Source organism: Sphingomonas sp. IC081, assembly GCF_006874585.1.
In the GTDB taxonomy this organism is placed as follows: Bacteria; Pseudomonadota; Alphaproteobacteria; order Sphingomonadales; family Sphingomonadaceae; genus Novosphingobium.
This window is the reverse complement of sequence record NZ_CP029761.1, coordinates 2,734,885-2,747,370: the sequence shown is the minus strand read 5'-3', so window position 1 is coordinate 2,747,370 and position 12,486 is coordinate 2,734,885. Positions and strand designations below refer to the sequence as shown.

The 12,486-nt window shown below is 67.1% G+C and carries 12 protein-coding genes; 4 read left to right on the top strand and 8 right to left on the bottom strand.

Features of this window, described 5'->3' with window-relative positions; translation table 11 throughout:
- Nucleotides 1–96 precede the first annotated feature (96 nt).
- The 5 genes from glnA to DM450_RS13025 all read right to left on the bottom strand — a co-directional run bounded on the left by glnA (nucleotide 97) and on the right by DM450_RS13025 (nucleotide 5,569).
- Nucleotides 97–1,506 (bottom strand): type I glutamate--ammonia ligase, encoded by a 1,410-nt coding sequence (gene glnA, locus DM450_RS13045; protein WP_142635447.1) that lies wholly within the window; start codon nucleotides 1,504–1,506, stop codon nucleotides 97–99.
- 210 nt (nucleotides 1,507–1,716) lie between these two features.
- Nucleotides 1,717–2,055 carry a P-II family nitrogen regulator gene (locus DM450_RS13040; RefSeq protein ID WP_142635445.1) on the bottom strand — a complete coding sequence of 113 codons (339 nt, stop codon included), beginning with the start codon at nucleotides 2,053–2,055 and terminating at the stop codon, nucleotides 1,717–1,719.
- Between the two features lie 767 nt (nucleotides 2,056–2,822).
- Nucleotides 2,823–3,746 carry an N-acetyl-gamma-glutamyl-phosphate reductase gene (gene argC / locus DM450_RS13035; RefSeq protein WP_142635443.1) on the bottom strand — a complete coding sequence of 308 codons (924 nt, stop codon included), beginning with the start codon at nucleotides 3,744–3,746 and terminating at the stop codon, nucleotides 2,823–2,825.
- The gene (locus tag DM450_RS13030) at nucleotides 3,746–4,045 is read right to left on the bottom strand and encodes an SH3 domain-containing protein (protein ID WP_142637876.1); all 300 of its coding nucleotides are present in this window, start codon (nucleotides 4,043–4,045) and stop codon (nucleotides 3,746–3,748) included. Before DM450_RS13030 ends, argC begins: the two co-directional genes overlap by 1 nt.
- Nucleotides 4,046–4,174: 129 nt before the next feature.
- Complete coding sequence (locus DM450_RS13025) at nucleotides 4,175–5,569, bottom strand: leucyl aminopeptidase family protein (protein ID WP_142635441.1); 1,395 nt, start codon at nucleotides 5,567–5,569, stop codon at nucleotides 4,175–4,177.
- A gap of 83 nt (nucleotides 5,570–5,652) precedes the next feature.
- Between DM450_RS13025 and DM450_RS13020 the strand changes: the two genes are divergently transcribed.
- From DM450_RS13020 to DM450_RS13010, 3 genes are all read left to right on the top strand, one after another.
- Complete coding sequence (locus DM450_RS13020; RefSeq protein ID WP_142635439.1) at nucleotides 5,653–6,462, top strand: DUF4163 domain-containing protein; 810 nt, start codon at nucleotides 5,653–5,655, stop codon at nucleotides 6,460–6,462.
- Between the two features lie 75 nt (nucleotides 6,463–6,537).
- A complete protein-coding gene (gene map / locus DM450_RS13015) occupies nucleotides 6,538–7,368 on the top strand; it encodes a type I methionyl aminopeptidase (protein ID WP_142637874.1) in 831 nt (276 codons plus the stop codon).
- A gap of 268 nt (nucleotides 7,369–7,636) precedes the next feature.
- Entirely contained in the window at nucleotides 7,637–8,686 is a 1,050-nt protein-coding gene (locus DM450_RS13010) for a hypothetical protein (protein WP_142635437.1), read from the top strand.
- A 150-nt stretch (nucleotides 8,687–8,836) separates the two neighbouring features.
- Here DM450_RS13010 and DM450_RS13005 read toward each other — a convergent pair whose 3' ends face one another.
- Complete coding sequence (locus tag DM450_RS13005) at nucleotides 8,837–9,634, bottom strand: helix-turn-helix domain-containing protein (protein ID WP_142635435.1); 798 nt, start codon at nucleotides 9,632–9,634, stop codon at nucleotides 8,837–8,839.
- A gap of 81 nt (nucleotides 9,635–9,715) precedes the next feature.
- Here DM450_RS13005 and DM450_RS13000 point away from each other — a divergent pair, with 81 nt between their 5' ends.
- Entirely contained in the window at nucleotides 9,716–10,492 is a 777-nt protein-coding gene (locus DM450_RS13000) for a class I SAM-dependent methyltransferase (protein ID WP_142635433.1), read from the top strand.
- 67 nt (nucleotides 10,493–10,559) lie between these two features.
- Here DM450_RS13000 and DM450_RS12995 read toward each other — a convergent pair whose 3' ends face one another.
- Both DM450_RS12995 and bioD read right to left on the bottom strand, forming a co-directional pair.
- Nucleotides 10,560–11,828 carry an adenosylmethionine--8-amino-7-oxononanoate transaminase gene (locus tag DM450_RS12995; protein ID WP_142635431.1) on the bottom strand — a complete coding sequence of 423 codons (1,269 nt, stop codon included), beginning with the start codon at nucleotides 11,826–11,828 and terminating at the stop codon, nucleotides 10,560–10,562.
- Entirely contained in the window at nucleotides 11,825–12,484 is a 660-nt protein-coding gene (gene bioD / locus DM450_RS12990) for a dethiobiotin synthase (RefSeq protein ID WP_142635429.1), read from the bottom strand. The genes DM450_RS12995 and bioD overlap by 4 nt, the downstream gene beginning before the upstream one ends.
- Nucleotides 12,485–12,486: the final 2 nt, after the last annotated feature.

Sequence of the window (12,486 nt, the reverse complement as noted above, 5' to 3'; positions counted from 1 at the left end):
GCAAAGGAATAGGGCGCCCGGACAAAGTCCGGACGCCCCGCTCGGTGAACCGATTTCCCCCTCGCCGCCCATGAAAGAGCGGAGAGGCAGCGCGGATCAGGCGCTGTAGTACATGTCGAACTCGACCGCCGACGGCGTGGTTTCCCAGCGCAGCACTTCGGGCCACTTGAGTTCGAGGTAGGCTTCGATCTGGTCCTTGGTGAACACGCCGCCTTCGAGAAGGAAGTCGTGGTCGGCGGCCAGCGAGTCGAGCGCTTCACGGAGCGAACCGCAGACGGTCGGCACTTCGGCGAGTTCGGCCGGCGGCAGATCGTAGAGGTTCTTGTCCATGGCGTCGCCAGGGTGGATCTTGTTCTTGATGCCGTCGAGGCCGGCCATCAGCAGCGAGGCGTAGCACAGGTACGGGTTGGCCATCGCGTCGGGGAAGCGGAATTCCACGCGCTTTGCCTTGTCGCCCGCACCGTAGGGGATGCGGCACGAGGCCGAACGGTTGCGCGCCGAGTAGGCGAGCAGCACGGGGGCTTCGTAGCCCGGCACCAGGCGCTTGTAGCTGTTGGTGGTCGGGTTGGTGAAGGCGTTGAGGGCCTTGGCGTGCTTGATGACGCCGCCGATGAAGTACAGGCACATGTCCGACAGACCGGCATAGCCGTTACCGGCGAACAGCGGGCTGCCCTTGTCCCAGATCGAGATATGCGTGTGCATACCCGAGCCGTTGTCCTTCATGATCGGCTTCGGCATGAACGTGGCGGTCTTGCCGTAAGCCTGCGCAACCATGTGCACGACGTACTTGTAGATCTGCATGCGGTCGGCGGTCTGGACCAGCGTGCCGAAGGTCAGGCCGAGTTCGTGCTGGGCAGCGGCCACTTCGTGGTGGTGCTTGTCGCAGGGCAGGCCCATTTCGAGCATGGTCGAAACCATTTCGGCGCGAATGTCGACAGCCGAGTCGACCGGGGCGACCGGGAAGTAGCCGCCCTTGGCGCGCGGACGGTGGGCAAGGTTGCCCTGCTCGTACGACTTGTCCGAGTTGCCGGGCAGTTCGATGTCGTCGATCTTGAAGCCGTTGCCTTCATAGCCGTCGTAGAACTTCACGTCGTCGAACATGAAGAATTCGGCTTCGGGGCCGACGTAGACGGTGTCGCCGAAACCGGCCGACTTGACGAACGATTCCGCGCGCTTCGCGGTCGAACGCGGGTCGCGGGCATAGAGTTCGCCGGTCGAGGGTTCGACGATGTCGCAGAACAGGATCAGCATCGGGGTGGCCGAGAACGGATCGACGTAGGCGGCGTCGAGGTCGGGCTTGAGGATCATGTCCGACTCGTTGATGGCCTTCCAGCCTTCGATCGACGAACCGTCGAACATCAGGCCGTCTTCCAGCTCGTCCTCGCCCAGGACCGACGAAACCATGGTGAGGTGCTGCCACTTGCCCTTGGGGTCGGTGAAACGCAGGTCAACCCACTCGATTTCCTCGTCCTTGATCTTCTTGAGGACGTCCTTTGCACTAGCCATTATCGTGGTTCTCCAGTGATGCTCTTCCGATCCCGAAAGAGACTTTTGGGTTTTGGCATTCGGTATGGCGGGAATGGGCGGCCCCCCGACCACCCATTCCCGGTCCGGCCCGTCCTTGTTCAGTCAGGGGCCGGAAAAAGCTCTTGGCGGGAAGCCGCGTCCACCAGGCCGCGGACGATCCCCTTCCCGGGCATTCGAGGCGGCGCGCGCTTAGAGCGCGTCGTCGTCCCGCTCGCCGGTGCGAATGCGCACGGCGGTTTCGATCGGCACCACGAAAATCTTGCCGTCGCCGATGCGGCCGGTCTGCGCGGCGTCGGCAATCGCCTCGACCACGCGGTCGGCCAGAGCGTCGGGAACGACCACTTCAAGCTTCACCTTGGGCAGGAAGTCGACGACGTATTCGGCGCCGCGATAGAGTTCGGTATGGCCCTTCTGGCGGCCGAAACCCTTCGCCTCGGTGACGGTGATGCCCGAGACGCCGACTTCGTGCAGCGCTTCCTTCACTTCATCGAGTTTGAACGGCTTGATGATCGCTTCGATTTTCTTCACGCCTGCCTAGACCCCTGCGGTTGTTTCCCGGCTTCTTCCGATGAGGAGTCCGGTCCCGGGAACCAGCTGCCTCGCGCGCGATTCCCAACTCAAGAATCGTGCCAATGCGGATGGGAAAGTCCTAGGCGAACTGTGCAGGCGCGAAAAGCCCGGATTTGCACCTTTTCGATAGCCGTTAAGCAGTCTTGTGTGGGTGAATCCCCATTCAGGCACAATATCTGTTCAAGAAATGGGCAGGGCTTGCCTGAAAATTGTGCACGCGCTGCCTGCTGGCAAGGCGTCGAGGCGCGCCGACCGGTCGTGTGGTTAACGCCGCCTGGGCGCGTTAACGAAAAACGCCGCAGGACCGGATCGGACCTGCGGCGCTCATGTTCGTATACGAGAAGGCGTTTGTCTAGGCGGCGTGGACACATTCCGCATTGCCACGGTTGCCCTGCAAGCTGCGCCAGCAAGGCGCGAAGCCGCAGGAAGAGCGGGCCTCTTTCAAGGCGGAGCAACGCTGCTGGCGCAGCTTGCAGGGCAACCCCTACGGGGCTGGAGGCAAAAGCCGTCCCTTCGGCGTCGGCTCGGCTGGAAGTATCGGGCCTCTTTCAAGGCGGAGCAACGCTGCTGGCGCAGCTTGCAGGGCAACCCCTACGGGGCTGGAGGCAAAAGCCGTCCCTTCGGCGTCGGCTCGGCTGGAAGTATCGACATACTCCTGCGCCTCACCTTCTTGAATTGACGGCTTTTGTCTCCAGCCGTGGCAACGCGGAATGTGTCCACGCCGCCTAGAGGCGGAGGCCTGCCGTCTCGGGAAGACCGGCCATCAGGTTGAGGTTCTGCACCGCAGCACCGCTCGCGCCCTTGCCCAGATTGTCGAGCATGGCGACCATGCGCGCCTGCGATCCGTCCTGCGAACCCAGTACACGCAGCGTCAGCGTGTCGACCGGATCCATCGAGGCGCGCAGCAGCAGTTCGCCCGGCTGGTCGTCGACCACGGTGACGATCTCGCTGCCCGCATAGAACGCGGCGAGGGCGGCACGCAGTTCGGCAGGGCTTCCCGCCTTGGCCATCATCGAGAGATGCAGCGGTACCTCGACCAGCATGCCGCGATGCGCGGGCACGACGGCGGGGGCGAAGATCGGCGCGTGGGTCAGCCCGGCATGGGTGGTCATTTCCGGCACATGCTTGTGGCCAAGCGCCAGGCCATAGGCCCGGAAGGCAATGTCGCGGTCTTCCTCGAAGTGCGCGATCAGGGCCTTGCCGCCGCCCGAATAGCCCGAGACGGCGTGGCACACGTAAGGCCAGTCGGCGGGCAGCAGCCCGGCGCGCACCAGCGGCGCGACCAGCGCGATGAAGCCGGTGGGATAGCAGCCCGGATTGCTGACGAAACGCGCGGCGGCGACGGTCTCGCGGCCGACCACTTCGGGGAAGCCGTAAGTCCACTCCGGCGAAACCCGGTGCGCCGAGGAGGCGTCGATCACGCGGGTGGTGTCGTTGCGGATCATGCCGACGGCGGCCCTGGCGGCATCGTCGGGCAGGCAGAGGATCACGAAATCGGCGGCATTGAGCGCTTCGGCGCGGGCGCCGTCGTCCTTGCGGCGCGCCTCGTCCAGCACGATCAGTTCGAATTCGCTGCGACCGGCAAGGCGTTCGGCGATTTCGAGCCCGGTGGTGCCGGCGGCCCCGTCGATGAAGACGCTTTTTGCCATTACTTCACGGCCTCGATCTGCGCGAGCGCGACATAGCCGACCTGGCCGTCCTCGCCCAGCTGCCCCCAGGCCCACTGGCCGGCGATGTCGAGCACGTTGAAGGTCTCGCCCGCGGGAAGATCGCGAATCGCCTCGGCCTCGTCACGCCCGAAGCTGCGCAGCACGGCGCCGGCCAGGATCGTGTGCGGCATCGGCACCGCATAGTGCGGCACGAAGTAGCGGCCTGCGAGCTTGATATGCGCAAGGTCGCCGCGCACGGGCAGGCAGCCGGGATCCGCGGTCACGCTCGGCCCCGTCATGGCAAGCTGCTTTTCGGCAAGCGAGCCGTCGATCAGGGGGCGGGTATAGGAATCCTCAGTGGCCAACGCGGGGGAATCTCCAAAAGCAAAGATGCGCGCGCTTAGCGATGCTTCGCCGATTTCGCAACATCAGCTGCCGGTCGGGGTGTAGCGCTGCTGCAACAGGTGCCATGCCGCGCGCAGGCCCAGCGCCTCGCCGCCCTTGGGGCGGCCCGGCTTGGCGACGGGGCGCCACGCGAAGGTATCGAAGTGAATCCAGTCGGTTCCGGCGGGCACGAAGCGGTCGAGGAACAGCGCGGCGGTGCTGGAACCGGCAAACCCGCTCGATCCGGCATTGTTGATGTCGGCGATGTCGGACTTCAGGTATTCGCGGTAACCCTCGTAGAGCGGCAGGCGCCAGCAGGGATCGTCGACGGCAAGTCCGGCGTCGAGGATTTCCTGTGCGGTGCGGTCCTCGCGGGTGAACAGCGCGGGAAGGTCGGGCCCCACGGCCACGCGGGCGGCGCCGGTCAGGGTGGCGAAGTCGATCACCAGTTCGGGCTCCTTCTCGCCCGCGCGGGCCAGCGCATCGCCAAGGATCAGGCGGCCTTCGGCATCGGTGTTGCCGATCTCGACCGAGATCCCGGCGCGGCTTTTCAGCACGTCGCCGGGGCGGAAGGCGTTGCCGGCGATGGCGTTCTCCACCGCCGGGATCAGCAGGTGCAGGCGCACCGGCAGCTTGGCGCCCATGATCAGGCGGGCAAGCGCGAGGGCGTGGGCGGCGCCGCCCATGTCCTTTTTCATCAGCAGCATGCCCGCGCCCGGCTTGATGTCGAGCCCGCCCGAATCGAAGCAGACGCCCTTGCCGACGACGGCGATCTTCGGATGCCTGGGATCGCCCCATTCCAGCTCGATCAGGCGCGGCGCGTGGGAGCGCCCTGCCGCACGGCCGACGGCATGGACCATCGGATATTCGCGTTCGAGCATTTCACCGCGCGTGACATGGATTTCCGCGCGAAACGCCTTGGCCAGCCCTTCGGCTTCGGCTTCGAGCTGGCCGGGGCCCATGTCCTCGGCGGGGGTATTGACGAGATCGCGGACCAGTTCGGTCGCGTCCGCTGCGGCGGTCACGGCGTCGATCGCCTTGACCTCGGTGGTGAGGAGAATGCGCGGGCCTTCGTCCGAGGCGTCGGAACGGTAGCGGTCGAACCGGTACTGCCCGGTGATCCAGCCGAGCAGCGCCTTGCCGGCCTCACCCCCGGAGCAGCGATAGGTGCCTTCGGGCAGCACGTCGGCCAGCTTGCCAAGGCACCACGAAGTGAGCGCGGCGGGGTCGGCGACGCCGGCCGCGACCGCCCAGCCGTCGCCGTCCGCGAAGATCGCGTGGCTGCCCGCCTCGCCAGTGAATTTCTGCGCGTCGAGCGCGGCACGCTGGGGCGCCGAGAGGCCCTTGAGGAACGGCTCCAGGCCATCCTTGTTCAGGAGGTGGATGGTCACGGCCTTCTGGCCGCGATCGGGCTGAATCAATGCGTTCTTGTCGCTCATGGCGAGATTCTCTAGCCTTCCCGGGGGCGGTAGCCGAGAGGAAAATGATGCGAATTCGTAGTTGGTTGGCAGCGTCTGCTGCAATGGGCCTGATTTTGCTGGCGGGTTGCAAGGGTGATCCGGCGCCGGCCACCACCGCGACGGCCTCCGAGGCGCCGGTCGAGGCGGCAAGCGAGGATGCCGGTACACCCACCGATGATGCCAGCACCGTGCCCGCAGGCGGCGCCCGCTCCGAAAAGGACGAGAACGATCTTTACGAGTTCACCTACTCCTATCCCGATGCGGTGGGCGCGATCCCCGGCCTCAAGGCCGCGCTCGACAAGCAGCTCGAGGCGCAGCGCGCCGAACTGATCGCCTCGGCCAGGGAAGACCGCGCCGAGGCCAGGAAGGACGGGTTCCCCTATCACGCGCACAGTTATGGCGAGGACTGGAAGGTGGTGACGAGCCTGCCCGGCTGGCTGTCGATCTCCTCCGAGTTCTATACCTTCTCCGGCGGTGCGCACGGGATGAGCGGTTCGGATACGCTCTTGTGGGATCGCCATGCCGAGACGGCGCGTGCGCCCGTCGATCTTTTCACCAGCAAGGCGGCGTTGACCAAGGCGCTGCAGGGGCCGTTCTGCGATGCGCTCGACAAGGAGCGCGCCAGGCGCCGCGGCGCGCCGGTGGTGCGCGGCGATGACGAGATGTTCAGCGACTGCATCGATCCGCTCGACCAGGTGGTGATCCTGGGCTCCAGCAACGGGCAGACTTTCGATCGCATCGGCGTGCGGGTGCCGCCTTACAACGCGGGGCCTTATGCCGAGGGCAGCTACGAGATCACCCTGGGGGTGACGGGCGCGGTGATGGCGGCGCTGAAACCGCAGTACCGGACCAGTTTCTCGCTGGGAAAGTGAACTCTCCCCCAAACGCAACCGGGCCTGCGCAGTCCTGATTCGCAATTTCGGTTCATGCCCGCTATCTTGGCGGGCATGACCGAATACCAGATCGTAGAGCCCGGAAGCGAAACCGTCCTGCGCGACGGCACCATCAAGTTGCACGGACCCGAAGGGTTCGAGGGCATGCGCAAGGCGGGCCGCCTTGCCGCCATGATTCTCGACGAGATCGCGCCGATGGTGCAGCCCGGCGTCACCACCGCCGCCATCGACGACAAGGTCCGCGAACTGACGCTGGACGGCGGCGCGGTGCCCGCCACGCTTGGCTATCGCGGTTATGCGCATTCGTGCTGCATCTCGATCAACCACGTGGTCTGCCACGGCATTCCGTCGGAAAAGACCATCAAGGACGGCGATATCGTCAATATCGACGTGACTCCGCTGCTGGATGGCTGGCACGGCGACACCAGCCGCATGTATCTGGCCGGCGACGTTTCGCTGAAGGCCCGCCGCCTCGTCGACGTGACTTACGAATGCCTGATGATCGGCATCGAGCAGGCCAAGCCCGGCAACCGCGTGGGTGACATCGGCGCGGCGATCCAGGCCTATGCCGAATCGTTCCGCTACGGCGTCGTGCGCGAATTCTGCGGCCACGGCCTCGGCCGCCTGTTCCACGATGCGCCCGAAGTGGTCCACGCCGGTCGCCCCGGCACCGGCCCGCTGCTCAAGCCGGGCATGTTCATGACCATCGAGCCGATGATCAACCTCGGCAAGCCGCCGGTGAAGCTGCTGTCGGACGGCTGGACGGCGGTGACGCGCGACAAGTCGCTCTCGGCCCAGTTCGAGCATTCGATCGGCATCACCGAGACCGGCTGCGAGATCTTCACGACCAGCCCCAAGGGCCTGCACAAGCCGCCTTACGCCTGATTGAAATCCGGCCGCAGGCCGGATTTGCGGCACCAGCCCAGGCCCCCACCCTAGGCCCCCACCCCACGCCCCCACCCGACCTCCCACGCGTGTATCCTGATGGAAGGTCGGGTGGGGGCGTGGGCTGGTGCCGCGCAAAATGCGCTTTCTGCACATTTTAAAAAATGCCGCTTGAGACAGGCGCGATATCGCCCCGGCGCACGGGCCGGGGCGTGACCTGACGCGCGGGCCATGACAGCCTCCCCGGCAAAACGAGGGAGAGAGTGTCATGGCCACCGTGGCGACGGACCTGACCGGCGGTGTTCCTGAAGATCGCGAATTCGTCGTGGCTGAAAAGCCTGACGATGGCCTGCGCGATGCCGTGAACGTCTGGATCGAGGAGCAAGGTGGCCTCTTCGCCATGCGTATCGGCGTCGAGGCGGTGGGCGCGCATTGGGATCGCCACGAATTCTGGCTGGACGTCGCCTTTGCTGACGGCCGCCTGCTTTCCAGGCGCGGTGATGGCGAGACGCATTCGCCCTACGGCGCGGATGGCCGTCCCACCGTGCGCGGCACCGGTCCGGTCCGCTTCGAATGCGTGGAGCCGTTCCGCCGCTGGACCGCGACCTACAAAGGCCAAGTCGCCGAAACCACGGCGCAGGAAATCATCGACAACCCCGATTTCGAGGAGGTGGCATGGGCCGACCTCGAAATCTCGGTAGACATGGAAATGGCCGCACCGCCCTGGGTGCCGGGCTCGCTCCTGCCTGAAGCGGCCGAAGCGCTGGGCGGCGAGCAGGGCAGTTTCATGAGCCCGCGCTACGAACAGCTTTTCCGCTGCACGGGGACGCTTTCCATCAACGGCAAGGTTCAACCCTTCAAGGCCAACGGCCTGCGCATCCGTCGTACCGGTTTCCGGGCCTTCGCCGGGTTCTGGGGGCATTGCTGGCAAAGCGCTGTCTTCCCCGGCGGCCGCGCCTTCGGGTTCAACATCTACCCGCCGCGTGAGGATGGGGGGCTTAACTACGCCGAAGGCTGGATCATCGATGCCGATGGCACCCGCACTGCCGCGCGTCCGGTAGAGGTGCCGTGGCTGCGGCGCTTCCTGACCGGGGGAGAGGACGTGTCCTTTGTGTTGGAGACCGTGGACGGCCGCCGGGTGGAGATCGCGGGCGAGACCTTCGCCAATACCCGCTCACGCGGCGGGCACGTGCTGCCGCCGGACTGGCCGAAGGACTTCCCGCTCGTGCAGCAGAGCCATGCTTTCTACACCTGGGATGGCGAGCGGACGACCGGCATGGTCGAGCGGTCGAGCAAGCCGAGCGTAATGGAGTTTTAGGGCGCGGCACCAGGTTTGGATGCCCGCTCCAACCAAACCCTAATACACTCCGTCGTCCCCGCGAAGGCGGGGACCCCGCTTTTCTTGAGACGTAGCGCGAAGGCAGCGGGGCCCCCGCCTTCGCGGGGGCGGCGGGTGGTGTCGGTGGCCTTACGGCTCGCCGGTGCTGCTGCCGCCCTCGGCCGGTTCCAGAAACACCAGGCGAAAATCCTCCCGCTCCACATCCGCCAGCGTGTGCTGGGTGAAGTGCAGCAGCCCATCCTCCGGGTGCAGGAAATCGCGCGCCCCGCCTTCGCGCGCGAGCACCGACTGGCTCTCCCATCCTGCGCGGAACTCCGGGCAGTGGTTCTGCAGCCATTCCACCACGGCAGCGACGCGCGGATCGGCCATCACCCGGCCATAGTCGCGGCGGAACTCGGCGAGCAGGCGCATGGCGCGGGTTTGCCAGTCGGGCAGCAGCGTGCGCGCGGCGGGGTGGGTGAACACATATCGCAGCAGGTTCGGCGCGCTCTCGCTGTCGAACAGCCCGGCAAACAGGCGGCGCGCGGCGGCGTTGGCGGCGCAGACCGACCATGCGGGATCGAGCGCATAGGCCGGGAAGGGCAGGGCGGCCACGGCCGCGGTGATCGCGGGCGGCGCCGCTTCGCGCGGGGCGGCGAAGGGATCGGCGGGGTCGCGGCGCTCGGCGAGGGAAAACAGGTAGTCGCGCTCGGCCGGCGACAGGCTGAGCGCGCCGGCAAGGCGGCCGAGCGTTTCGGCCGAAGGGCGAACCTCGCGCCCCTGTTCGATCCAGGCGACCCAGGTGGTGCCGATGGCGGCGCGCGCCGCCAGTTCCTCGCGCCGCAGGCCGGGTGTGCGGCGGCGGCGGCCATGGCCTTCGGGGGCCAGCCCCTCCCGGCGGGCGCGGACAAAGGCACCCAGCAGGCGGCGTTGTGCTTCGGTGGACATGGCAGCATTTATAACAGGATAATTATATCCATTGTAACAGGCTAAATCGGGTTCATGAGGAGCGCCGAAAGGAGATCGACCATGACCGATCAAAGCCAACATGCCCCTACGCAGCATGGGCTGGCGCAAAGCCAGTTCGGCGAAATGTCCGCCGCTTATGTGGAAAGCACCGTCCATGCCGCGGGCGCCGACCTTCAGACCATTGCCGCCCGCGCGCTTGTCGCGGCGCCGCGCCAAGCGCTCGATCTCGGCGCCGGCGGCGGGCATGTCGGCTATGCGATGGCGCCCCATGCCGCGCAGGTCATGGCCTGTGACGTGTCGCCCGAGATGCTGGAGGCGGTGGCGGCCGAGGCGGCGCGGCGCGGCCTTGCCAATGTCGCCGTGCAGGCCGCCCCTGCCGAAGCGCTGCCGTTCGCGGAGGGCGCGTTCGATTTCCTCGCCTGCCGTTTTACCACCCACCACTGGCGCGATGCCGAGGCCGGTCTGCGCGAGGCGCGGCGGGTGCTCAAGGCGGGCTCGCCGGCGATCTTTGTCGACGTGGTGGCCCCTGCCGATGCGGCGGCGGACACCCATCTGCAGGCCGTGGAACTGTTGCGCGATGTCAGCCATGTGCGCGACTACACGGGGGCGCAGTGGACCGCGATGCTCGGCCGGGCCGGGTTCACCGTGCGCGAGGTCCGCACCGCGCGGCTGCGCATGGACTTTGCCACCTGGACGGCCCGGATGCGCACGCCGCCCGAACGGGTGGCGGCGATCCGCGCGCTTCAGGCCGTGGCCCCGGCGGAAGTGGCGGCGTGGTTCGGGATCGAGGCGGACGGCTCGTTCACCATCGATACCGTGCTGATCGAGGCGGTCTGAAACGGAAGCGGCGACGACCGGGGCGGCGCCGCGAAATGCGCGTTTCGCGAATTTCGCGGCGGGCCTCTCAGAACGAGATCACCGCCTCGCCGATGGCATCCCAGACTTGCGCCAGTTCGTCGTCGCCGATGCAGTAGGGCGGCATGACGTAGACGGTATTGCCGAGCGGACGCAGCAGCACGTCGCGTTCGCGGAAAAAAGCCATCAGGCGCGGGGCGAGGTCGCTCATGTAGCCGGTCTCGCCGCTGGTCTTGAAGTCCAGCGCGGCGATCGTGCCCAGGCTGCGCGGATTGTCGAAGTGGCAGAACCGGCCGAGTTTATCGAGCCAGGCCGCCTGCTTTTCGGCCAGCGCGCTCACCCGTTCCAGCACCGGTTCCTCGCGCCAGATGGCGAGGTTGGCCGCCGCCGCCGCGCAGGCGATCGGGTTGGCGGTGTAGCTGGAGGAGTGGAAGAACATCCGTGCTCGGTCGGCCGCGTAATGGGCCTCGAAGATCGCCTCGCTGGCCATGGTCACGGCAAGCGGCACGGCGCCGCCGGTGAGACCTTTGGACAGGCAGAGGATGTCGGGCACCACGCCGGCCTGCTCGCAGGCGGTCAGCGTGCCGGTGCGCCCCCAGGCGGTCATCACTTCGTCGGCGATGAACAGGACGCCGTGCCTGGCGCAGATCGCGTGCATCGCCTTCAGTGTGTCCGCCCCGTAGAACAGCATGCCGCCCGAACCGAGCACCAGCGGCTCGACGATCAGCGCGGCGGTATCCGGCAGGCGGCAGAGCGCCTCGAGGGCATCGAGCGTTGCCTGCTCGGCCCCGGCGGCGGGGAAGGGAATCCGGCCCACGTCAAACAGCAGCGGGTCGTAGGGCCGGTTGAACACCCCGCGCGCGCCCACCGACATCGCGCCGATGGTGTCGCCGTGGTAGGAATGGTCCATCACCACGATGCGGTGGCGCCTTGCGCCTTTGCCGTCCTCGGCGCGCCAGTGCCAGTAGCCGAGCGCCATCTTCAGCGCCACCTCGACACTGGTGGAGCCCGAATCCGAGAAGAACACCCGCGTCAGGCTTTGCGGCATCAGCGCGCGCAAGGCTTCGGCGACCTGCTCGGCCGGCTCGTGCGTCCAGCCGGCGAAGATCAGCTGGTCGAGCTTGCCCGCCTGCTCGGCGATGGCGGCCATGATGCGCGGGTGGCAGTGGCCGTGCGTTGTCACCCACCAGGACGAGATTGCGTCGATCACCGCGCGGCCGTCCGCCGTGTGCAGCCTTGCCCCTTCGGCGCGCGTCACCAGCGGCACCGGCTCCTGCAGGCCGTGCTGGGTGAAGGGATGCCAGATCGAAGACGTCATGCTGCCCCCGTCTCTGCCGTGAAATCGGCAAGGGTGAAGTGTGCGGCAAAGGCCTCGCGCAGCGCCTCGGGCGTCAGCGGCGTGACATGCGGCAGGCGGCCGAGGCGGCGGACCTTGCCCATTGCGCAGATCGTGGCCTCGCTGTCTTCCTGCGCTTCGCCGACAAAGGCAACGCCCAGCACTTCGACACCGCGCGCGCGCAGCGCCTCGATGGTCAGCAGCGTGTGGTTGATCGTGCCCAGCACGGTGCGGGCGACAACGATCACCGGCGCCTGCCAGCGCGCGAACTGGTCGGCATAGGTCATGCTGCGCGAGAGCGGCACCAGCGCGCCGCCAGCGCCTTCGACCACCAGCGGACCATCGATGCGGGGCAGGGCGAGCCGGGCGGGATCGATCTCGACCCCGTCGATCTCGGCGGCGCGGTGGGGGGAGCAGGGGGTGGTGAGCCGGTAGGCTTCGGCCAGCACCTTGTCGCGCGGGAGGCCCGAGAGGCGGGCGACACGGTCGGCATCGCCGCCGTCCGCTTCCAGCCCGGCCTGCACCGGCTTCCAGTAATGCGCGCCAAGCGCGCCCGCGAGGGCCGCGGCGAACACGGTCTTGCCGATTTCGGTATCGGTGCCGGTGACGATCAGGGGCGTTGCGATGAATGTGCTCATGG

Bases quoted from the DNA above. Each gene is read 5' to 3' on its own strand.
- glnA (WP_142635447.1), bottom strand. From the start codon at position 1,506: ATGGCTAGTGCAAAGGACGTCCTCAAGAAGATCAAGGACGAGGAAATC.
- argC (WP_142635443.1), bottom strand. From the start codon at position 3,746: ATGGCAAAAAGCGTCTTCATCGACGGGGCCGCCGGCACCACCGGGCTC.
- DM450_RS13030 (WP_142637876.1), bottom strand. From the start codon at position 4,045: ATGACGGGGCCGAGCGTGACCGCGGATCCCGGCTGCCTGCCCGTGCGC.
- DM450_RS13025 (WP_142635441.1), bottom strand. From the start codon at position 5,569: ATGAGCGACAAGAACGCATTGATTCAGCCCGATCGCGGCCAGAAGGCC.
- DM450_RS13020 (WP_142635439.1), top strand. From the start codon at position 5,653: ATGGGCCTGATTTTGCTGGCGGGTTGCAAGGGTGATCCGGCGCCGGCC.
- map (WP_142637874.1), top strand. From the start codon at position 6,538: ATGACCGAATACCAGATCGTAGAGCCCGGAAGCGAAACCGTCCTGCGC.
- DM450_RS13010 (WP_142635437.1), top strand. From the start codon at position 7,637: ATGGCCACCGTGGCGACGGACCTGACCGGCGGTGTTCCTGAAGATCGC.
- DM450_RS13005 (WP_142635435.1), bottom strand. From the start codon at position 9,634: ATGTCCACCGAAGCACAACGCCGCCTGCTGGGTGCCTTTGTCCGCGCC.
- DM450_RS13000 (WP_142635433.1), top strand. From the start codon at position 9,716: ATGACCGATCAAAGCCAACATGCCCCTACGCAGCATGGGCTGGCGCAA.
- DM450_RS12995 (WP_142635431.1), bottom strand. From the start codon at position 11,828: ATGACGTCTTCGATCTGGCATCCCTTCACCCAGCACGGCCTGCAGGAG.
- bioD (WP_142635429.1), bottom strand. From the start codon at position 12,484: ATGAGCACATTCATCGCAACGCCCCTGATCGTCACCGGCACCGATACC.